The organism is Oleiphilus sp. HI0066 (assembly GCF_001635725.1).
Genome location: NZ_LWFH01001056.1, coordinates 14,492 through 33,501, shown reverse-complemented (window position 1 = coordinate 33,501; position 19,010 = coordinate 14,492). Strand labels below are relative to the sequence as shown.

21 protein-coding genes are annotated in these 19,010 nt (G+C 44.8%); 1 reads left to right on the top strand and 20 read right to left on the bottom strand.

Annotated elements, in window-relative coordinates; genetic code table 11:
- Positions 1 to 34 precede the first annotated feature (34 nt).
- The 19 genes from A3738_RS13100 to A3738_RS13010 form a co-directional block, all read right to left on the bottom strand.
- Positions 35 to 508 carry a hypothetical protein gene (locus tag A3738_RS13100; protein WP_068476718.1) on the bottom strand — a complete coding sequence of 158 codons (474 nt, stop codon included), beginning with the start codon at positions 506 to 508 and terminating at the stop codon, positions 35 to 37.
- A gap of 140 nt (positions 509 to 648) precedes the next feature.
- Positions 649 to 2,040: a siroheme synthase CysG gene (cysG, locus tag A3738_RS13095; protein ID WP_068476716.1), complete on the bottom strand. Its 1,392-nt coding sequence runs from the start codon at positions 2,038 to 2,040 to the stop codon at positions 649 to 651.
- Between the two features lie 11 nt (positions 2,041 to 2,051).
- Positions 2,052 to 3,326, bottom strand: coding sequence for a serine--tRNA ligase (gene serS, locus A3738_RS13090; RefSeq protein ID WP_068476714.1), 1,275 nt, complete (start codon positions 3,324 to 3,326; stop codon positions 2,052 to 2,054).
- Between the two features lie 34 nt (positions 3,327 to 3,360).
- Positions 3,361 to 3,732, bottom strand: a complete 372-nt coding sequence (gene crcB / locus A3738_RS13085) for a fluoride efflux transporter CrcB (RefSeq protein WP_068476712.1) — start codon at positions 3,730 to 3,732, stop codon at positions 3,361 to 3,363.
- Positions 3,733 to 3,777: 45 nt separating this feature from the next.
- Positions 3,778 to 4,014 carry a cysteine-rich CWC family protein gene (locus A3738_RS13080; RefSeq protein WP_068476710.1) on the bottom strand — a complete coding sequence of 79 codons (237 nt, stop codon included), beginning with the start codon at positions 4,012 to 4,014 and terminating at the stop codon, positions 3,778 to 3,780.
- A complete protein-coding gene (locus tag A3738_RS13075) occupies positions 4,007 to 4,498 on the bottom strand; it encodes an asparaginase domain-containing protein (protein WP_068476708.1) in 492 nt (163 codons plus the stop codon). Before A3738_RS13075 ends, A3738_RS13080 begins: the two co-directional genes overlap by 8 nt.
- Positions 4,495 to 5,928, bottom strand: a complete 1,434-nt coding sequence (gene der, locus A3738_RS13070) for a ribosome biogenesis GTPase Der (protein ID WP_068476706.1) — start codon at positions 5,926 to 5,928, stop codon at positions 4,495 to 4,497. Before der ends, A3738_RS13075 begins: the two co-directional genes overlap by 4 nt.
- 15 nt (positions 5,929 to 5,943) lie before the next feature.
- Positions 5,944 to 7,095: an outer membrane protein assembly factor BamB gene (bamB, locus tag A3738_RS13065; protein ID WP_197472266.1), complete on the bottom strand. Its 1,152-nt coding sequence runs from the start codon at positions 7,093 to 7,095 to the stop codon at positions 5,944 to 5,946.
- A gap of 20 nt (positions 7,096 to 7,115) precedes the next feature.
- Entirely contained in the window at positions 7,116 to 7,769 is a 654-nt protein-coding gene (locus A3738_RS13060; protein ID WP_068476702.1) for a tetratricopeptide repeat protein, read from the bottom strand.
- Between the two features lie 64 nt (positions 7,770 to 7,833).
- Positions 7,834 to 9,099 carry a histidine--tRNA ligase gene (gene hisS, locus A3738_RS13055; RefSeq protein ID WP_068476700.1) on the bottom strand — a complete coding sequence of 422 codons (1,266 nt, stop codon included), beginning with the start codon at positions 9,097 to 9,099 and terminating at the stop codon, positions 7,834 to 7,836.
- A 27-nt stretch (positions 9,100 to 9,126) separates the two neighbouring features.
- Positions 9,127 to 10,239: a flavodoxin-dependent (E)-4-hydroxy-3-methylbut-2-enyl-diphosphate synthase gene (ispG, locus tag A3738_RS13050; protein WP_068476698.1), complete on the bottom strand. Its 1,113-nt coding sequence runs from the start codon at positions 10,237 to 10,239 to the stop codon at positions 9,127 to 9,129.
- 4 nt (positions 10,240 to 10,243) lie between these two features.
- On the bottom strand, positions 10,244 to 11,170 hold the full coding sequence (locus A3738_RS13045) for a helix-turn-helix domain-containing protein (protein ID WP_068476695.1): 927 nt from the start codon (positions 11,168 to 11,170) through the stop codon (positions 10,244 to 10,246).
- A gap of 2 nt (positions 11,171 to 11,172) precedes the next feature.
- The gene (gene pilW, locus A3738_RS13040; RefSeq protein ID WP_082878354.1) at positions 11,173 to 11,952 is read right to left on the bottom strand and encodes a type IV pilus biogenesis/stability protein PilW; all 780 of its coding nucleotides are present in this window, start codon (positions 11,950 to 11,952) and stop codon (positions 11,173 to 11,175) included.
- Positions 11,953 to 11,960: 8 nt separating this feature from the next.
- Positions 11,961 to 13,079: a 23S rRNA (adenine(2503)-C(2))-methyltransferase RlmN gene (gene rlmN / locus A3738_RS13035; protein ID WP_068476693.1), complete on the bottom strand. Its 1,119-nt coding sequence runs from the start codon at positions 13,077 to 13,079 to the stop codon at positions 11,961 to 11,963.
- Between the two features lie 87 nt (positions 13,080 to 13,166).
- The gene (gene ndk, locus A3738_RS13030; protein ID WP_068476691.1) at positions 13,167 to 13,595 is read right to left on the bottom strand and encodes a nucleoside-diphosphate kinase; all 429 of its coding nucleotides are present in this window, start codon (positions 13,593 to 13,595) and stop codon (positions 13,167 to 13,169) included.
- Between the two features lie 133 nt (positions 13,596 to 13,728).
- The gene (locus tag A3738_RS13025; protein WP_068476689.1) at positions 13,729 to 14,874 is read right to left on the bottom strand and encodes a cysteine desulfurase family protein; all 1,146 of its coding nucleotides are present in this window, start codon (positions 14,872 to 14,874) and stop codon (positions 13,729 to 13,731) included.
- A 24-nt stretch (positions 14,875 to 14,898) separates the two neighbouring features.
- A complete protein-coding gene (gene iscR, locus A3738_RS13020) occupies positions 14,899 to 15,360 on the bottom strand; it encodes a Fe-S cluster assembly transcriptional regulator IscR (protein ID WP_068475890.1) in 462 nt (153 codons plus the stop codon).
- A gap of 72 nt (positions 15,361 to 15,432) precedes the next feature.
- Positions 15,433 to 16,209: a serine O-acetyltransferase gene (cysE, locus tag A3738_RS13015; RefSeq protein ID WP_068476687.1), complete on the bottom strand. Its 777-nt coding sequence runs from the start codon at positions 16,207 to 16,209 to the stop codon at positions 15,433 to 15,435.
- Between the two features lie 7 nt (positions 16,210 to 16,216).
- Positions 16,217 to 17,014: an RNA methyltransferase gene (locus A3738_RS13010; protein ID WP_231876647.1), complete on the bottom strand. Its 798-nt coding sequence runs from the start codon at positions 17,012 to 17,014 to the stop codon at positions 16,217 to 16,219.
- Between the two features lie 142 nt (positions 17,015 to 17,156).
- On the opposite strand from A3738_RS13010, the gene A3738_RS13005 reads away from it, so the two are divergent.
- Positions 17,157 to 17,957, top strand: coding sequence for an inositol monophosphatase family protein (locus A3738_RS13005; RefSeq protein WP_068473937.1), 801 nt, complete (start codon positions 17,157 to 17,159; stop codon positions 17,955 to 17,957).
- Positions 17,958 to 18,032: 75 nt separating this feature from the next.
- Here A3738_RS13005 and secF read toward each other — a convergent pair whose 3' ends face one another.
- Entirely contained in the window at positions 18,033 to 19,010 is a 978-nt protein-coding gene (gene secF / locus A3738_RS13000; RefSeq protein WP_068476686.1) for a protein translocase subunit SecF, read from the bottom strand.

The following is a 19,010-nucleotide window of genomic DNA, read 5'->3' as shown; positions in this document are numbered from 1 at the left end:
GCTGCTTTCATTATCTCAGCAGCGCTTAACCTCTCTATGCACTAATTTTTTGTTCTTGAGTTATTCTTTTTATCGTTAAATCTTCTATATAACAGCGATCTTCAACTTTTAACCCCGCACAAGCTACTGCCAGTTTTTGTATCGGACCTTTGGTTTGCAAATCAATAACGGCAGACATCATTGTACTTGCCTTATCGTTTACACTTTGCTCTTCGACCAGGGCTACATAATCGCCACTAGAATCGGAATAAGATAGACACAGCGTAACCAAGCGAGACTCCTCCGAAAAGCCAAACCTCAGCCAGCTCGCGACCTCAAAACTATGCTGCTGGCTTCTCTTATCAAGGGCAGTTGTAGACTTTTGTTTTGATTTCGAAAAACGGGATAGCAATCCTTTTGATTTGCTGACCTTATTAATTGTGGTTTGAGGCTCGTTCAAGCCGACGCTCGGGAGAGATACGTTTTGCAACTCTAGGATACGAATTGCAGATTTAGGAATGATGTTCATAATGTGCCTAACAGTGTTACTACTAGATTCATTATGACACTTAATGTCAGTTTCAGTCGGTCATGGTTATCTTAGGGCGCGTGAAGCGCAGCAATGAAAAACAATTCGCTACATTTCGATTCACACAATTACACACTTAGTTAAGACTGCCATCCCAACTTTTCGTGAAGATTCACGACAGTACCAATAATAATAATCGTTGGAGCTTTAAGCTCAGCAGCCGTAACGTCTGCCGCTACGCGAGACAGAGAGCTAATCAATACACGCTGATCTGGTAAGGTTCCGCGTGAAATAACTGCCACAGGCATATCCTGCGACATGCCTTGATTCACTAGACCTTCTGCAATTTGAGGTAAAGCGACCAAGCCCATATAGAATACGAGCGTTTGCTGTTCAGCGACAAGGCTAGGCCAATCTAACTCCGAGCTATTATTCTTCAAATGCCCAGTCACAAAACGCACAGATTGAGCATGATCTCGATGCGTCAATGGAATTCCCGAATAGCTCGCACACCCTGCAGCTGCAGTAATACCCGGAACAACTTGAAATGGAACGCCATGCTCTGAGAGCGTTTCGATCTCTTCCCCACCTCGCCCAAATATAAAGGGGTCTCCGCCTTTTAAGCGAAGAACACGTTTACCTTGTTTGGCGAGTTTAGCTAGCAATTCGTTGATACTTTCCTGTTGCATCGTATGATGAGAACGCCGCTTACCGACATCTATCATATCCGCGTCTTGGCGAACTAGGTTGAGTATTTGGGGCGACACAAGACGATCAAATAACACGACGTCTGCCTGTCTAATCAACCGCAATGCTCTAAAGCTAAGTAAATCAGGATCACCAGGCCCTGCACCAACGAGATAAACTTCTCCAACGCCCTGCGTGGAACTCGCTATGCTATCTAAGCTCTCTAGTAACAAACGCTCCGCGTCTTCATCACGTCCACTGTATACAAGATCTGCAACACGACCTTCTAGCTGACGCTCCCAAAAAGCACGACGGGCATTATTAGTTGAGAGCTTTTCTCGTACCTTATCTTTATAGCGTAATGCTAGCTCAGCCAAAGCTTCGAGCCTTGCCGGCAATACGGATTCGATACGATTACGAACAAGGCGAGTTAAGGTAGGATGCTGACCTGCACTCGATACCGCGACCGATATCGGGCCTCGATCAATTACAGCAGGAAGCAAAAAATCACTATCGTCTATGGAATGTGCCACATGAACTGGGATACCAGCTTGGCGAGCCTGCTGAGCAAAAAAGACGTCAGCGCTATGATCTTCAGATGCCGCAACTGCAAAAATAACGTTTTCAAACAATTGAGAGCTAAGAGAATCAAGGCCTGTACTATGAATAACATCCACCGATTCAAACTCAGTAAACCTATCCTTAGCAGTCTCATCAATACTAATTACGGTAATCGGAAATTCTGTTCGTTGTAGAAATCGAACTTTTCTAGTCGCAACGTCACCACTACCAAAGACAAGAACTGACTGCCCTTGCGGCTTAAAATACAACGGAAGCCAGTTCATAAGAGCGTCTCTTAGCGAATAACGTCGATATTACCCATGTATGATTTAAGTGCTTCTGGCACTTTAATCGAACCATCTTCTTGCTGATAGTTTTCAAGTACCGCAATCATGGTACGACCTACCGCTAAACCTGATCCATTCAGGGTATGCACCAATGCCGGCTTCCCGCTAGCTTGGTCACGGTAACGCGCTTGCATGCGACGAGCTTGGAAGTCACGCGTGTTGCTACATGACGAGATTTCACGATAAGCCTGCTGACCTGGTAACCAAACCTCCAAGTCATAGGTTTTTACCGCTGAGAAACCTAAATCACCACCACAAAGCATCACTTTTCTATAAGGAAGCTCCAAAGCCTGAAGAATACCTTCGGCATGCGACGTTAAGGTTTCAAGCGCGGCGTCAGAATCTTCTGGTTTTACTACCTGAACGAGTTCAACTTTATCGAATTGATGCTGACGGATCATACCTCGCACATCACGCCCATAAGAACCTGCTTCACTTCTGAAACAAGGTGTATGACACACGAATTGTAATGGTAGCTCAGCTTCTTCAACAATTTCATTACGAACAATATTTGTCGCAGGAACCTCTGCAGTAGGAATCAGATAAAACTCTCTATCTGCATGGAGCTTAAATAAATCTTCTGCAAATTTTGGCAACTGACCGGTACCGTACAAAGACTCGTCATTGACGATGTACGGCAGGTATAGCTCTTCATAGCCATTAGTCTCGGTATGCGTATCAAGCATAAATTGAGCAAGAGCACGATGTAATTTAGCTAAGGCGCCACGCATCAATACAAAGCGCGATCCGGTTAGCTTACTTGCTGTTTCGAAATCTAATTTGCCCAAGCCTTCGCCTAACGCAACATGATCCTTCACTTCAAAATCAAACGTAGTTGGTTCGCCCCAAACAGCGACTTCGACGTTATCATTTTCGTCGTTACCAGTAGGAACCTCTTCGTCAGGAATGTTTGGCATTCCAGCTAACAACGCATTTATCTCATCTTGAAGAACTTTAAGCTCGGCTTTTTTCTCTTCTAAAGCAGCGCCCATCTTATCCATTTCAGCAATTAGTGGTGCAATATCTTCGCCGGCCGCTTTAGCTTTACCAATTCCCTTCGAACGGGCATTACGCTCGCTTTGCAAGGTCTCAGTTTCCACTTGAATCGCTTTACGTCTTTCTTCTAAAGCTTCAAATCCGGCTACATCAAGCTCATATTTTTTGATTTTAAGGCGCTCTGCAATTGCTTGAGCGTCGCTACGAATAAGTTTTGGATCTAACATGACTAATCAACTTCGTTTAATTTTGTTCAATTCTTTATGCGAGGCAGTAACGACTAATTACGATACCCAACCACAGTGCCGTAATAGACAACAACACTGAACTAAAAATATAAAGTAGCGCATACGAAAGCGCACCTTTCTCAATGAAAGCCCACACCTCTAGAGAGAACGCGGAAAAGGTCGTGAAAGCACCAAGGCCTCCCGCCATAATGACAGGTTTCAAGTCTGGGTGAATAATAGCTTTTTCGACAATCGCAACATAAGCTACTCCCATCAAAAACGACCCAACAACATTGACGGAAAGAGTCGCCCAAGGGAAAAAACGCTGGCCGACAAGAAGAGTGACACCGAAACGTAACAGTGCGCCAACTGCGCCTGCTATGGCAACGCCAATAAGCACTTTCATTTCCCTGCTCCCCCCCTTCTTGATTGTAGACGCAGTGTACCGACCTTATTCGGTGATTACACTATTGCCTTCAACAACTTTCTTATCTTTTAAGCACTGGTTGCAATAACAAGACAAGTGCTGAGCACCCGACACTGACTCAGCGTTCACTGAATCCAAATCAAAACCACCTTCAGGTAAGCACCAACATCTCACTTGCGAAAGATTCGATTCCGCGTCCAGCGCAGCCATACCGCATTTGTTTTCGTTACCGCAAGACGGGCAAACAGCTTTATTATTCACTCGTACTTTCAAAACGTTGCGCTGCGCGATTCTTTTTCACCGCATCAGGCGTAAATACTTGGCCCGTCATTGCGATGAAAATACCGCTTTCCTTGCTTTGTAGCGCACCTAACGCCACACCAACGTTAAAGAGACCATCGCTATCAAGAAAACGTGCTGGACGCATAGCTCCCGTAAAAACAATCGTTTTTCCAGGCATATCACCAAGCGCCTGAGCACTGTCGACCATCGTGTCTGTACCATGTGTCACAAGCACTTTGTCACATCCAAGACTTTCTATGCACGCCTTCAGCGCCGCGCGGTCGTCGTCCGTTAACTCTAAACTATCTTTGCGACAAATCTCATGCTGTTCAACTTCAACGCCAGACCCAATACGGGCCAACAATTCCGGGATGATTGACTCAACAACTTTATAATCGCTAAGCGCATCAAAGTAATCTTTATCTATCGTACCGCCGGTTGTAACTAATGCTATTTTCGTCATCGTTTACCCTTCGAACCTCTTCGATTTTTCTTAGAGCGGCGACTTTCAAACGCCTTCGCTTCATTCTTGCGATTCGCTTTGACTTTGTCTTTTGCCGATAACTTATTAGTAGGATTCGCAAACGGATTCTCGCTCGATTTAAAATCAAAACGAATCGGCGTACCTTTTACTTTCAATACTTTTCTGAACGTATTTTCCAAGTATCGCTTGTAGCTATCTGGCAAGTCATCGGTTTTAGAACCATGAACAACAATAACAGGTGGGTTTGAACCGCCTTGGTGCGCGAAACGCAATTTGATTCTACGTCCACGAACAACAGGTGGCTGATGATCGCTTACTGCATCTTGAAGCAGTTCTGTCAGTCGTTTTGTTGGCCATTTAGCAAATGCTGACTTGTATGCCTGATCTATAGACTTATACATGTCACCCACACCACTTCCGTGCTTCGCAGAAATAAAGTGTGTATTTGCATAATCCATAAAGACTAATCGGCGAGAGAGCTCATTTTTTACAGCGTCTTTTTCTTCACCAGTCATGCCGTCCCATTTATTGACAGCAATAACAATCGCGCGTCCAGCATCCATTGCAAAGCCAAGTAGATGAAGATCTTGCTCAACAACTCCCTCACGAGCATCGATCACTAATACCACTACGTTGGAGTCAGCGATCGCCTGCAGTGTTTTTACAATTGAAAACTTCTCAACCGTCTCTTTTACATTTTTTCGGCGACGAACACCTGCAGTATCGATTATGGTGTAGGGCTTCTCTCTACGTTCGTAAGGAATATAAACGCTGTCTCGCGTTGTACCAGGCATATCGAAAACAACGACACGTTCTTCCCCCAGTAAGCGATTCACCAAGGTTGATTTACCAACGTTAGGACGACCAATGATTCCGATACTACAACCATGAGGCTCTTGGTCTTCCACCTCATCAGCTTCTGGAAAGTTATCGATAATCTCACTAGTCAAAGACGTGATTCCACGATTTTGTGAGGCTGCAGTTAAGTGATGGGTTCCTATACCAAGCTTATAAAAATCAGCTTCCACTGCGTCTTGACTCAACCCATCAACTTTATTTACGACAAGTTCGCACGGCTTACCTGACTGTCGTATCGACTTCGCAATGATCTCATCGGCGGGCGTTAAGCCGTCTCTTGCTGATACAACAAACAGAACCAAATCCGCTTCTTCAATCGCAAGATATGACTGTTCGGCCATCGCCATATCGATGCCTTCTTCGTCTCCCGTCAAACCACCCGTATCAATAACGATATACTTCTTATCGCCATGGTGACCCTCGCCATATTTTCTGTCACGAGTCAGCCCCGGATAGTCAGCAACAATCGCATCGCGCGACTTTGTCATCCGGTTAAAGAGAGTTGATTTCCCAACATTTGGTCGCCCTACAAGAGCTATTACAGGAACCATTTAATCGTATTCCGCTTAAAGATTTAATTCGTAGGTGTACAGATCGCCAGAACGAGTATAGACGTAGAGTGTGGATTCAACGACTTTGATGCGTCCTAATACGCCATCACTATCGGGGCGAACACGCCCTACAAGTTCGCCATTGCTTAAATCAAGAAAATGAACATAACCCTCAAAATCAGCGACCACTCCATAATTTAGAATTGTCGTAACAGCACCTAAACGTCGGTATAGAAGTTTTTCCGTTTCCCAAAGCTCTTTGCCTGTCGATGCCTCGACCGCAAAAACTCTTCCGTCGGAATCTGCAGAAATAATAGTATTCCCATCTTCGGACACCCCTACGCCTGAATAAGAGGATAAGGCCATCGACCACAAGGTTTCACCAGTAGTAAGACTGATGGCTTTCAAGTCGCCTTGATAAGCGGTTGCATAAAGTGTTCTTCCGCTTAAGACAAAAGTTCCATCGACATCTACTAGACGTTCAAGCTCAGTGCGTCCGCTTGGTGTTCCCAAGTTAACAGACCATTGCTTACGACCCGAATCAATCGCAATACCGATCAAGGCCCCATTAGCGAGACCCACATATACTGAGTCACCGCTAATTAAAGGAGAAGATGTGCCGCGCAGAGAAAGAACTGGCGTATCGCTATCATAACGCCACCTTTGTGCTCCAGTATCAGCGTTAATCCCAAATACCTTCCCATCGCTGGCATGCACAACTACCGTAGACCCGTCGCTTGCTACAACACTCAGTGCTTCTGAACTTAATCGCGCTTGCCACAATTCTTGGCCATTGCTACGAGATAAAGCAATAAGTTGCCCTTGGAACGTACTCACATAGAGCTGGCGACTATCTCCCGACACACCGCCACTAACCCTGCGATCTAAATCTACTTCCCACTCTAAACGACCAGTTTCTGTGGAGCGAGATTGTAATTCACCATCTATGTCGATTGTGAATACGCTGGGCCCACTAACGAAGGGCTCTAGCTGTAGTTGTAATTCATCATCACCAGAACCTGCATCAGCGTCCCACGCTTTATCAACAGAAATCGGGTTTTCAATACGTGTTAATTCTGTAGGAATGTTTCCAGTGTCAGAACTACAAGCAAAAAGCGCGGTAAAAACCGCGCTCAAGCCAAGACACTGTATAAGTCTCTTTGTCATACTATGATCCATGAAGGTGACTAAAGGCTCTGTGTGTCCACACCCAAGTCAGACAATTTGACACCTAAAAGTGGTGCTCGTTGTGGCGCATCTTTCACCATATCAAACGCCGCTAGATAACTTTCTTTTGCTGACTCGCGATCACCTTGAAGAATGTAGATATCGCCCTTAATTTCAAGATATGCAGGGGCGAATGCTTCATCTGATGCATCGAGTAAAGCATGCGCAGCTTCATACTCACCTTTCGCTGATAGAATGCGAGCTTTACGTGCATTAACGATGTGGATCGTACGCGGGTCTTCATTTGATTCTAAAACGAAATCAAGTTCTGCAAGCGCAGTATCGTAATCTTTGGCAGTCACGGCTTGTTTCGCCAAGAACAATGCTGCAAAACGCGCATATTCAGAATCTATAAATTTCTCTTTAAGCTCGTTCGCAATAAAGCTAGCTGACTGGTCGTCGCCTAAGCCTGCTTGCTGGGTAGAGATGCTAACCAACTGCTGATATAACGCAGAGGCTGTCGCTTTATCATTCTCTACGTTGTTTTGCCATGCACGATAACCAAATACAATTGCAAGAGCAGCAACAACGGCTAGCAACACAGAACTACCGTTATTCTTCCACCAGTTTTTAATCGCTGCGATTTGTTCTTCTTCGGTCTTAAACTCGTCCACAAATTACTCCACTTAACTCAATTTCTTATTAGCAGCTAATCAGCCGCGCAGTAGTTTACTGCATTCAAACAACGATGTATTTAATCAAATCACTTTGAGCAACGCTTTTTTGTTCTTCATCACTCTTTAAAGGCTTAACCAAAGCTGTGTCGGTATCAATTTCGTTACTGCCAAGAATAACCGCATAGCGCGCACCAGACTTGTCCGCTTTTTTCATTTGAGATTTGAACGAGCCCTGCCCCATATTTTGCAACACACGAAGACCACCTTCAGATCGCAAGTGACCTGCTAATTCGAAGGCTTTAATTTGAGTACCATCACCTGCGGCGACAATATAAACATCCGCAACCACATCAAGCTCTTCAGGGAATACCTTAAGCTCTTCGAGCAGAAGAACAAGACGCTCTACACCCATCGCAAAACCAACGCCAGGAGAACCCTTTCCACCAAGCTGTTTTACCAAGCCATCGTAACGACCACCCGCACACACCGTACCCTGCGCACCAAGCGCATCGGTAACCCATTCGAACACCATATTCGAGTAGTAATCTAGGCCACGTACTAATTTAGGATTCACTACATAGCGAATACCTAAACCATCCAAAAATGCCGTTAATTCTGCAAAGTGCTTTTTCGAATCTTCACCGAAGAAGTCTGTGAGAACAGGCGCCTGCTCAAGTATTTTTTGAGTCTGCTCAGACTTTGAATCCAAAATTCTCAAAGGATTTGTATCAAGACGCCGAACACTATCTTCATCAAGCTGGTCTTTGAAATCAGATAAATAAACCACAAGAGCAGATTTGAATGCCAAACGCTCTTCGGGCAAACCTAAGGAGTTAATCTGAAGCTCTACCGAGTCACGGATTCCTAGTTTTTTCCATAATTGATCTGTCAACGCAATAAGTTCTGCGTCGATATCTGGACCTTCAAACCCAAAACACTCAACACCAATCTGATGAAACTGGCGATAACGACCTTTTTGAGGACGTTCGTGACGGAACATAGGTCCCTGATACCACAAGCGCTGCGTTTGATTAAAAAGCAAGCCGTGTTGCTCCGCTGCACGAACACAACACGCCGTGCCCTCCGGACGCAAAGTCAGGCTATCGCCATTGCGGTCTTCAAAGGTATACATTTCCTTTTCAACGATATCCGTGACCTCACCAATCGAGCGTTTAAACAACTCGGTTTGCTCGACAATCGGCATACGAATCTCTTGATAGCCATGCTTACTCAATAAGTCAGAGACGATATTTTCGAGGTATTGCCATTTTGACGATTGGCCGGGAAGTAAATCATTCATTCCACGGATAGCTTGAATCTTTGCCACAAATAAACCTTTTATTAAAACGCGAAACTAAGCTTTCGCAATAACATTTTCTTCTTGCGCCTGCTTAGCTTCAGCTTGCGCACGGATACGTTTTTCTAACTGATCAACCAAGTCATCATTTGAAAGCTTATGATCTGGTTTGCCATCGACATAAACGAGATTGTTCGGAGATCCACCAGTTAACCCAAGATCTACTTCTTTAGCTTCACCAGGACCGTTAACAACACATCCAATAATGGCAACATCGAGCGGCGTTGAAATATCTTCGAGACGTGTTTCAAGCTCATTCATTGTCTTAACGACATCGAAGTTTTGTCGCGAGCAACTAGGGCAAGCAATAAAATTGATACCTTTTGAACGAAGCTTTAAAGACTTAAGAATGTCATAACCGACTTTGACTTCTTCAACAGGATTTGCTGCCAGCGAAACACGAAGCGTATCGCCAATACCATCCATTAAAAGCATGCCAAGACCAACTGCAGACTTAACCGCTCCAGCCCTAAAACCGCCCGCTTCTGTAATACCCAAGTGCAATGGCTGATCAATCAATCGAGCGATTTCTCTATATGCTGCAACCGTCATGAACACATCAGACGCTTTTAAACTCAGCTTGAAGTTATCGAAATTATGTCTCTGCAAAATCTCGACATGACGCATCGCAGACTCAACAAGCGCAGCAGGCGTTGGCTCGCCGTACTTCTTCTGCAAGTCTTTCTCTAGCGACCCTGCATTCACACCAATTCGGATTGGAATCCCGTGGTCTTTAGCACTCGCAATGACCTCACGAATACGTTCTTCTTTACCGATATTTCCGGGATTGATACGTAAACAATCGACCCCATATTCAGCAACTTTAAGTGCAATTTTGTAATCAAAATGAATATCTGCAACTAAAGGTACTGGCGAGCCTTGCTTGATTAACTTAAATGACTCGGCGGCATCCATCGTTGGGACTGATACCCGAACAATGTCCGCCCCCGCATCGGCTAATTCTTGAATTTGCCCGAGCGTCGTTTGGACGTCGGTGGTCTCAGTATTCGTCATACTTTGCACTGCAATCGGAGCATCTCCGCCCACAGGCACATCACCCACCATAATTTGACGGGAAACTCTTCGCTTTATCGGCGACTCAAACTTCATAACTCTACTCTACAGTAAATTCTGCGCGTCCAGTTGTGCTGACATAGGACGAAATATCGTACTGGACATCGTTTACGAACACTTGCGCAACACTTGCATCGCCAAGAACAACGCGAAGTGCCGTTGAAAATTCATAGTCAAACTTACGACCATCACGCATCAAATCAGCGCTGATACGATTATCTTGGTCATCATATATTTCAAACCAACAGTCACCTGTAAAAGTGATTGAAATTGTCCCTCTGACTTGAGGTTGATCTTGATTTGAAAGCGCTGAAACTTCATCCACAGGCTGACTTTCAGAAGACTGATCTTCTGCATCTAGATTCGATGATTGAATAGCTACATCAGTTACTGCAGACGTTTCGCCTAAGGTTTCAGCAGCGGACTGTTTCTCATCAACTAACACAAGCTCTACTGAATCATTCTCTTCCGCCACTTCCTCCGGCGCTGCCGGGGGTTCAACAACCGCCCCTGGACTTTCCAACGAACTATCTGAACGCTGTTCAAGCTCATGCTCATTCTCACTACCAATCAAGGTCCAGACCAGTAAAGCGCAAACCACCACAATCGACCCTGCAACACCAGTCAATTTCATCAAATGAATACGTTTTGCTTTGAGCTTTTCGTCAGCTTGCTGCTTGTCTAGCTGCCTCTTTTCTTCCACGATGACTGTGAGCTGTCTTTCAAGCAATTCCACCATGCGCTCTTCATGCAAACCAACTAAACGACAGTAAGATCGAAAATACCCTTTCAAAAAGACATCGCTGGAAAAATCATGATAATTTTCGGATTCGATCATTGCGACAACACTTGGACGCAAGTGAAGCTGACTTGCCACCTCATCGATCGACAAACGAAGTTCGTCTCTTGCCGCCCTGAGAATAGGTCCGGGATGAGTAATTTCTTGGACTTCTTCTTGTTCACTCATGCTTATTTACCGAAATATAGACTTAGGTAGTTTTTATATTCTTGTGAGTCTGGATATAACTCACGCAAAAGTGCAGCTAGACTTTCGGCCTGCTTTACAGCATTAAAATGTTTGGCAATACGTACGCCTTGCCACAAGGTCTGAGCCGAGTGAGTCAACGCCTGTTGTGCAATTTGATTCACAAGTCGATTGTAGTAAAACTGCGCACGTTTAAAGTCGTTCTTGGTGAGCAATAACTCTGTCATTCCAGCTAATGCGTTCGAGTTAAATCGATCAAGCTGCAAAGCGCGCTCGTAAGCTAAGATTGCTGCATCAGGATTATCGAGGCGAATCTGACACAAAGCGATATTGGTATACAACTGACTTCTAGAAGGGAATGTAGTATCTTCCGCCGCGATTAAAAATTGCTCCAGCGCTGTCTCAAAACGTCCTTCCGTAAATAAATACGCTGCATAGTAAGTGCGGCCGCGCGTATACGTTGAATCCGCTGCAATTGCCTTCTTGAACATTTTTTCGGCGATTTCTTTATCGCCCTGACGAGAATAAATAAGGCCAAGAGCACTATTAGCCGGCGCATTATCATCATCAATTTCTAAAGCTCTATTTAGATGTTTCTTCGCCCGCGTAAAGTCTTCTCGTTTGATGTACTCAAAGCCAAGATTAACGTAGCGTTCAAGTGCAACCTCAGGATCTGCGTTGCGAGACAAGGAGCTATCATTTGTCGTCACACATGCAGCCAACAAAACTGTTAAACCGAGAATTATTATAATACGGCTCATCATAGTTAAATTTACTCGTTCATTTGTCTCAGATTTATGTATCGTTCGCTGCGCTTAGTACGATCATCAACGCGCCCGACTAATTGGCCACACGCAGCATCTATATCGTCACCACGAGTTGTTCTAACTGTCGTGATGTACCCACCCTCTGTCAGCCACTCTTGAAAACGACGCACCTCGTTATTGCTTGGCTTTTTATACCCGCTATGCGGAAACGGGTTAAATGGGATCAAATTGATTTTACAAGGCAAACCTTTCAATACTTCAATTAACTGTTGGGCATGCTCTTTACGATCATTCACGCCAGCGAGCAATGTGTATTCTATGGTCGCTTTACGCTTGTCTGGCAATCCACTCAGGTAATTCTTTACCGAGGTCATTAGCACGTCAATTGGGTACTTTTTATTTACAGGTACCAATTCATTTCGTAACTCATCATTTGGCGCATGCAAGGAGATCGCGATACTTGCATCCGTCACTTCGCTCATTTTATCAATCGCAGGCACTACACCCGCAGTACTCACCGTAAGACGCCGCTTAGAAATCCCATAAGCAAGATCGTCCATCATGAGATTTACGGCATCCATGACGTTATCGAAATTTAGAAGTGGCTCGCCCATACCCATGAACACAACATTTGTAACTGGACGCTCTTTGTTTCGATCAATCCCTTCGAATGAGGCAATCGCATTGAAAATCTGCCCCACAATTTCTTCAGTACTTAAGTTTCGGTTAAAGCCTTGCTTGCCAGTTGAGCAAAAACTGCAGTCCAACGCACATCCAATCTGAGATGAAACACATAACGTTCCGCGATTACCCTCAGGAATCAAAACAGTTTCTATACTGCTACCACCAGGCATACGCATAACCCATTTGCGCGTTCCGTCAGCAGAAATGTTTTGGTAAGTTACCTCGGGCGGCGTAATTTCGCAAATTTCCTTAAGTTTAGTTCGTAAGCTTTTGGAAATATTAGTCATTTCATCAAAATCTGACACACCATATTGATGAATCCATTGCATGACCTGCTTGGCTCGAAACGGCTTCTCACCAATTTCAGCAAAAAATGCCTCTAATTTAGCTTTTGGCATTCCAAGTAAATTTTTACGCGGAGTGCTTGTCACTTCAGTCATGTTTGTCACCTAAAATACGATGTCCTAATACGCACAAAAGCAGGACCCCAAACAGAGCCCTGCTTTTGTCTACCTGCGAAAAAGAAATTAGCCGCGAGGACAGATTTCTTCATCAGCAAAGAAGTAAGCAACTTCACGCGCTGCTGATTCAGTAGAGTCTGAACCGTGAACAGCGTTTGCATCGATTGAAGAAGCGAAATCTGCACGGATAGTACCAGCGTCAGCTTCTTGTGGGTTTGTTGCGCCCATCAACTCACGATTTTTAAGAACCGCACCTTCGCCTTCAAGAACTTGTACACATACAGGACCAGAAGTCATGAACGCCACCAAGTCACCAAAGAAAGGACGCTCTTTATGCTCAGCGTAGAAACCTTCAGCTTTCTCTTGAGAAAGTTGAACCATTTTTGCAGCAACGATTTGCAAACCGTTTGATTCGAAACGATCGTAGATTTTGCCGATTACGTTTTTAGCAACTGCGTCTGGCTTAACGATTGATAAGGTGCGTTCTACCGCCATGATATTATCCCCATAAATTATGTATTAGCGCTCTAATATGAGCTGTTAAAAATTTGCCGCGGAATTATAAGGCCGATTAAAGCAAAAATATATCTTTCTTCCGCTTACTTTCGTAAAACTTATAGCTACTTTGTTAACTTTGCATTTTAAGCAGCGCATCTTTCAATACCGCCGCAGCATTATCAACATCAGCATCCGTCGTAAAACGCCCAAAAGAGAACCTCAATGAACTCAAAGCAAGTTCATCAGACAACCCCATTGCCTTAAGCACATGTGATGGAGCCATGCTTGCAGAATTACACGCACTACCGGAAGAAATAGCTAAATTAGGAAGAGCTGTTAACAACATCTGCCCGTCTACACCAGGAAAACTCAAATTAACGATTCCAGCGACAGACATTGCGCCCTCCCCGTTAACAATCATATCGACACCTTGAAGCGCATCGACAAAACGCTTTTTAAGTGATTCGATGCGACTCTGCTCGCCGTCCATCTCATCTAGTGACAAGCGAAATGCCTCACCAAACCCAGCGATTTGATGAGTAGGCAAGGTACCCGAACGCATACCACGCTCGTGTCCGCCACCGTGTATTTGTGACACTAACTGAAAATCCGCGCTCCGACGAACAAACAGAACACCTATACCTTTTGGGCCATAAATTTTATGCGCGCACAAAGAGACTAAATCAGCAGGAATTTTAGATAAATCTAACGGCAACTTTCCCGCACTTTGTGCGCAATCCGCGTGGAAGAATATGCCTTTCGATTTTATAAACTCTGCCAATTCCTTAATAGGATTAATCACGCCTGTTTCATTATTCACATGCATGACTGAAACCAGCAAAGTGTCTGGCCGTACAACCTCTTCCAGAATCTCTGGGGTAACAACACCCTGATCATCTGGACGCACAAACGTCACCTCATAACCTTTTGTCTCGAGGTACGTGCATGCATCTAAGACTGCCTTGTGCTCGGTAGCAGAACTTACAATATGTTTTCGTGGGTCATTTTGATCAGCAAAGTACTCAGCCAGACCTTTAATAGCTAAATTGTTTGCTTCCGTCGCTCCACTCGTCCAAACCAACTCTCTTACATCGCAATGCAATCCTGTCGCAATTTGTTTGCGTGCACTTTCGACGGCTGCCTCAGCTTGCCAACCTAACATATGGGAGCGAGATGCTGGATTTGCGTAACAAGAATCGTGGCCCAAATAAGCCAACATTTTTTCAACAACACGAGGATCTGCTGGCGTCGTCGCCGCATAATCGAGATAAATCATTTGTTTCGCTCTACAAGAGATATTTCACTGCTCGGCGTATATTAGACCCGCAAGAGAATTTTGTCGCTCTGCAGTTTCGATCACTTCACGCTTCGACATAAGCTGTTCTAGTGTAATATCGCTCAAAAAAGAGTGGATCTGTTCGCTCAGATCGGACCACAGATGGTGAGTAAGGCACTTCTGACCTTGCTGGCAATTGCCTTTATCTTGACACTTCGTTGAATCTATCGACTCGTCTACTGCATCTATGATCGCCGCAATCGACACAGAGCATTCCATTTGGCCTAGCGTATATCCGCCACCAGGGCCGCGCGTACTTGCGACGAGCTTGCGTCGGCGCAACTTAGAAAATAACTGCTCGAGATATGACAATGAAATACCTTGCCTGCCAGAGATGTCTGCTAAGGTAACCGGACCAGATGCACTGTGAAGCGCTAGATCAAGCATTGCTGTGACGGCATATCGCCCTTTTGTAGTTAAACGCATAGTCAGACATCAAATAGGAATTAATCGCATTATTCAATACCTGACCAAATCAGTCAACTACTAAGCATACCCTTACTTTGCTTGTTTGAAGCAGTCGATATCCTGCTCGTTAATTCCTTGCAAATCTTCTTTTACGAAAGAGTTATCAAGCTTTCTGAGCTCTTTGCACATCTGATTCATACGCTCATCAACCAAATGCATATGATCAAGCATACTTCTGATAGATCGCGCCACTGGGTCAGGCATTTCTTCGCTCAAACCATATGCATCGAAGCCGAAATTCTCTTCCATTTTTTTACGCTTCGATTCATCAACGCTGGCCTTTGAAGTCGGTACAGACTTCAAAATGATTCGCCCAGGGATACCAACCACCGTCGCTTCTGCAGGAACTGCTTTCGTTACAACCGCATTCGAACCAACTTTTGCATTTTCACCAACCTCAAAGGGGCCGAGAACCTTGGCGCCTGCACCGACAACCACTCCATCTTTCAAGGTTGGGTGTCGCTTACCTTTATTCCAGCTAGTCCCGCCAAGCGTCACGCCTTGGTACAAAGTGACGTCATCACCGATCACAGCTGTCTCTCCGATCACAACACCCATGCCGTGATCGATAAAAAACCGCCGCCCAATGGTCGCGCCTGGATGAATTTCAATCCCTGTAAACCACCGACTCACTGAAGAAATAAAACGCCCCAACCATTTAAAATCGTTTCTCCAACAGCTATTAGCGATCCTGTGGAACCAAAGAGCATGCAGCCCAGGGTAGTTTGTCAAAACCTCGAATGTATTCCGTGCCGCCGGATCACGGTGAAACACACTTTGAATATCTTCTTTCATCGCTTTGAACATTACTTACCTACTTAATCGTTTTCTCAACACTTTTGAGTATACCCCGCAAAATGTTAACTTCCATTTTGTCGAGATGGCGACGCTGAAACAATCGTCGTAATCTTGGTAAAAGTTGACCTGGATTGTCGGGGTCATAAAAACCAGTCTGAACCATAACGCGCGTCAGATGATCTAGCATACCGCCAACTTCTTCTTGTGAACTTAACTCTTCATCCCAGTCACCTGATTTGCCATCACGTACTGTTTTGAGCAACTGCGAATCGAGACCTTGTAATGCGGTCATTCTCAATTCATACGTAATAACTTGAACAGCCATTGCCAAATTCAATGAAGAGTAAATCGGGTTGGCTGGGATATTTACATGGCTATTGCATTGCTGTAGCTCTTCATTCGTTAAGCCGCTCGATTCACGACCGAATACATAGCCAACCTCAATTGGGGCTGTATTCGTACTAATCAAGTCCAGAGTATCTTCAGCGGCGACACGAGGGTTAACAATTGGCCAAGGAAAACTTCGAACACGTGCACTAGCGCCAACCACATGCTGACGATCCTTCAAGGCTTCAGCGAGACTATCAAACACCTTAACATTCTCAATAATATCTACAGCACCTGCAGACCTGCTTACCGCCTCATCAGAGGGAAAGTCTTGAGGACTCACCAAACGCAAGTCACTTAAGCCCATATTTTTCATCGCTCGCGCAACGGCACCAATATTTCCAGCATGCGTCGTTCCGACCAAAATAACGGCAACGTTGTCATTGAGATAATTTAAAATATCGAGACCAGACTCCGGCTCTTGCACCCTTAACCACTCCAATAAAAAGAACTGCGACTATAATTGAGGGCAAGTATATTCATATATTGTGAACAAAACCGCTTTTTTGCTGCAATAAAACTCTTTTTTGCTATTATGCGCGCCACAAGATTAGGACTAGGTGAAAAGAATGCAACCGATTCTGAAAATCGCGCTCCGCGCTGCCAGACAATTTAACGAGTACGTGAACTTAAGCATCGATCGTAAAGAGCATAACGCTAACGATCTCAAGGAAGACCTAAAATTGGTTCGTCACCTAGAAGAAGTGCTTTTCAAAACACTTATGGACGCGCTGAAAAAAGGCTACCCAACACACTACGTTGCTGAAGTTGGCGAGAAAATTAGTGAAATAAAAGAAGATGCCTGGTTCATCCAAGGCTTCGACAATGAACAACACCTACTTCGCAAACTTCCTGACACTGCGTACAGCTTTGTGCACAAGAAAAACGGAAAGATTCATAGCGCAGCAGTCGTAAACCCTTTTACCGGCGCAGAATACGTTGCAGTAAGAGGAAGCGGTGCAACATTCAATGACCATCGTTGCCGCGTTAACAGCTTACGTAATCTAGACGCCGCATATTTTGCAAGTGATGTCGTCAATCAATTCGGCAACAGCAGCACCGATCATGTTGTTAGCGATCTGATCACAGACATGGGCAACGCGGGAATCAATTCTCGTGTCAGTAACTGCCCTACACTTGATTTGGCACTAGTCGCTTCAGGCCAACTTGATGCAGCCCTACTTACGTCGGCAAAATCAGAAAACCTTGAAGCTGCTTTGTTGATCTGCCAAGAAGCTGGCGCCCTAGTTGGTGACCTTGCTACTGGAATGATTAATTCAAATAGCCGTTCCGTTGTTGCAGCCAACCCTAAGTTGTTCAAAACAACACTGCAGCGCTTTAGCGGCTATGCAAGTAAGTTACAAAGTTAAATAGCTTTGCTTTACTCCAAACAATAAAAAACCAGCTAAGAAGCTGGTTTTTTATTGTTCATCACTATTTGGTGATTAAGGTTGCACTTCACGTTCAGCACGCTTGCGATCTTGTTCCTCAAGCTTTCTCAGATCCGCTTCACTTGGACCTTCGTCAAACTCCTCTCCATCTTTATCAACAGGCGGAAGAAGATCTTCTTTGGTGACCGCCATTGCAAGCAAGATATTACTTGCCACATAGATTGAAGAGTATGTACCTACTAAAACACCAATCAAAAGAGCTTTAGCGAAGCCATTGATCATCTCTCCACCCACAATGTATAACGCAATCAACACTAGGATCGTTGTCAACGAGGTCACCAAGGTACGCGACAGGGTTTGAGTTAAAGAAATGTTGATGACTTCTTCGGAGTCCGACTTCCGCAGCTTACGGAAGTTTTCCCTGATCCGATCCGAAACAACAATCGTGTCATTTAGAGAGTAACCAATGACCGCCAACAATGCCGCCAATACTGTCAGGTCAAAATCCCACTGCGTGATCGAGAAAACACCCACCACGATAATTACATCGTGGATAAGGGCCGCTACGGCACCCACAGAGAATTTGAATTGGAAGCGCAAGGCAACATAAACCATCACGATACCAAGTGCGAGCAACAACCCTAGACCGCCCTGCTCACGCAATTCTTCACCGACTTGTGAGCCAACAAATTCTGCGCGCTCCAGCGTTACCTTCTCACCACTCTGTGACAAGGCATTCAGCACTTGCACACCAACTGTGTCGTCAAAGCCTTGTGACAAACGAACTAAGACAGAGGTATCTGCACCAAAGTTCTGAACAACAAGCTTGTCGTAACCTGCATCATTAAGGGTCGCTCGAACCTCCTCTAGATCAGGAGCCATTTCGTACTCCACTTCCACCAATGTGCCACCGGTGAAGTCGAGACCTAACTGCAAGCCCTGTGTAGCAATAGAAGCTATCGATGCGATAAGAAGCAAAATAGAAGCTAGCGCTGCTAGTTTGCGTTTACCCATAAAGTTAATCGTATTCAT

Bases quoted from the DNA above. Each gene is read 5' to 3' on its own strand.
- A3738_RS13100 (WP_068476718.1), bottom strand. From the start codon at position 508: ATGAACATCATTCCTAAATCTGCAATTCGTATCCTAGAGTTGCAAAAC.
- cysG (WP_068476716.1), bottom strand. From the start codon at position 2,040: ATGAACTGGCTTCCGTTGTATTTTAAGCCGCAAGGGCAGTCAGTTCTT.
- serS (WP_068476714.1), bottom strand. From the start codon at position 3,326: ATGTTAGATCCAAAACTTATTCGTAGCGACGCTCAAGCAATTGCAGAG.
- crcB (WP_068476712.1), bottom strand. From the start codon at position 3,732: ATGAAAGTGCTTATTGGCGTTGCCATAGCAGGCGCAGTTGGCGCACTG.
- A3738_RS13075 (WP_068476708.1), bottom strand. From the start codon at position 4,498: ATGACGAAAATAGCATTAGTTACAACCGGCGGTACGATAGATAAAGAT.
- der (WP_068476706.1), bottom strand. From the start codon at position 5,928: ATGGTTCCTGTAATAGCTCTTGTAGGGCGACCAAATGTTGGGAAATCA.
- bamB (WP_197472266.1), bottom strand. From the start codon at position 7,095: ATGACAAAGAGACTTATACAGTGTCTTGGCTTGAGCGCGGTTTTTACC.
- ispG (WP_068476698.1), bottom strand. From the start codon at position 10,239: ATGAAGTTTGAGTCGCCGATAAAGCGAAGAGTTTCCCGTCAAATTATG.
- A3738_RS13045 (WP_068476695.1), bottom strand. From the start codon at position 11,170: ATGAGTGAACAAGAAGAAGTCCAAGAAATTACTCATCCCGGACCTATT.
- pilW (WP_082878354.1), bottom strand. From the start codon at position 11,952: ATGATGAGCCGTATTATAATAATTCTCGGTTTAACAGTTTTGTTGGCT.
- rlmN (WP_068476693.1), bottom strand. From the start codon at position 13,079: ATGACTGAAGTGACAAGCACTCCGCGTAAAAATTTACTTGGAATGCCA.
- ndk (WP_068476691.1), bottom strand. From the start codon at position 13,595: ATGGCGGTAGAACGCACCTTATCAATCGTTAAGCCAGACGCAGTTGCT.
- A3738_RS13025 (WP_068476689.1), bottom strand. From the start codon at position 14,874: ATGATTTATCTCGATTATGCGGCGACGACGCCAGCAGATCCTCGTGTT.
- iscR (WP_068475890.1), bottom strand. From the start codon at position 15,360: ATGCGTTTAACTACAAAAGGGCGATATGCCGTCACAGCAATGCTTGAT.
- cysE (WP_068476687.1), bottom strand. From the start codon at position 16,209: ATGTTCAAAGCGATGAAAGAAGATATTCAAAGTGTGTTTCACCGTGAT.
- A3738_RS13005 (WP_068473937.1), top strand. From the start codon at position 17,157: ATGCAACCGATTCTGAAAATCGCGCTCCGCGCTGCCAGACAATTTAAC.
- secF (WP_068476686.1), bottom strand. From the start codon at position 19,010: ATGAATACGATTAACTTTATGGGTAAACGCAAACTAGCAGCGCTAGCT.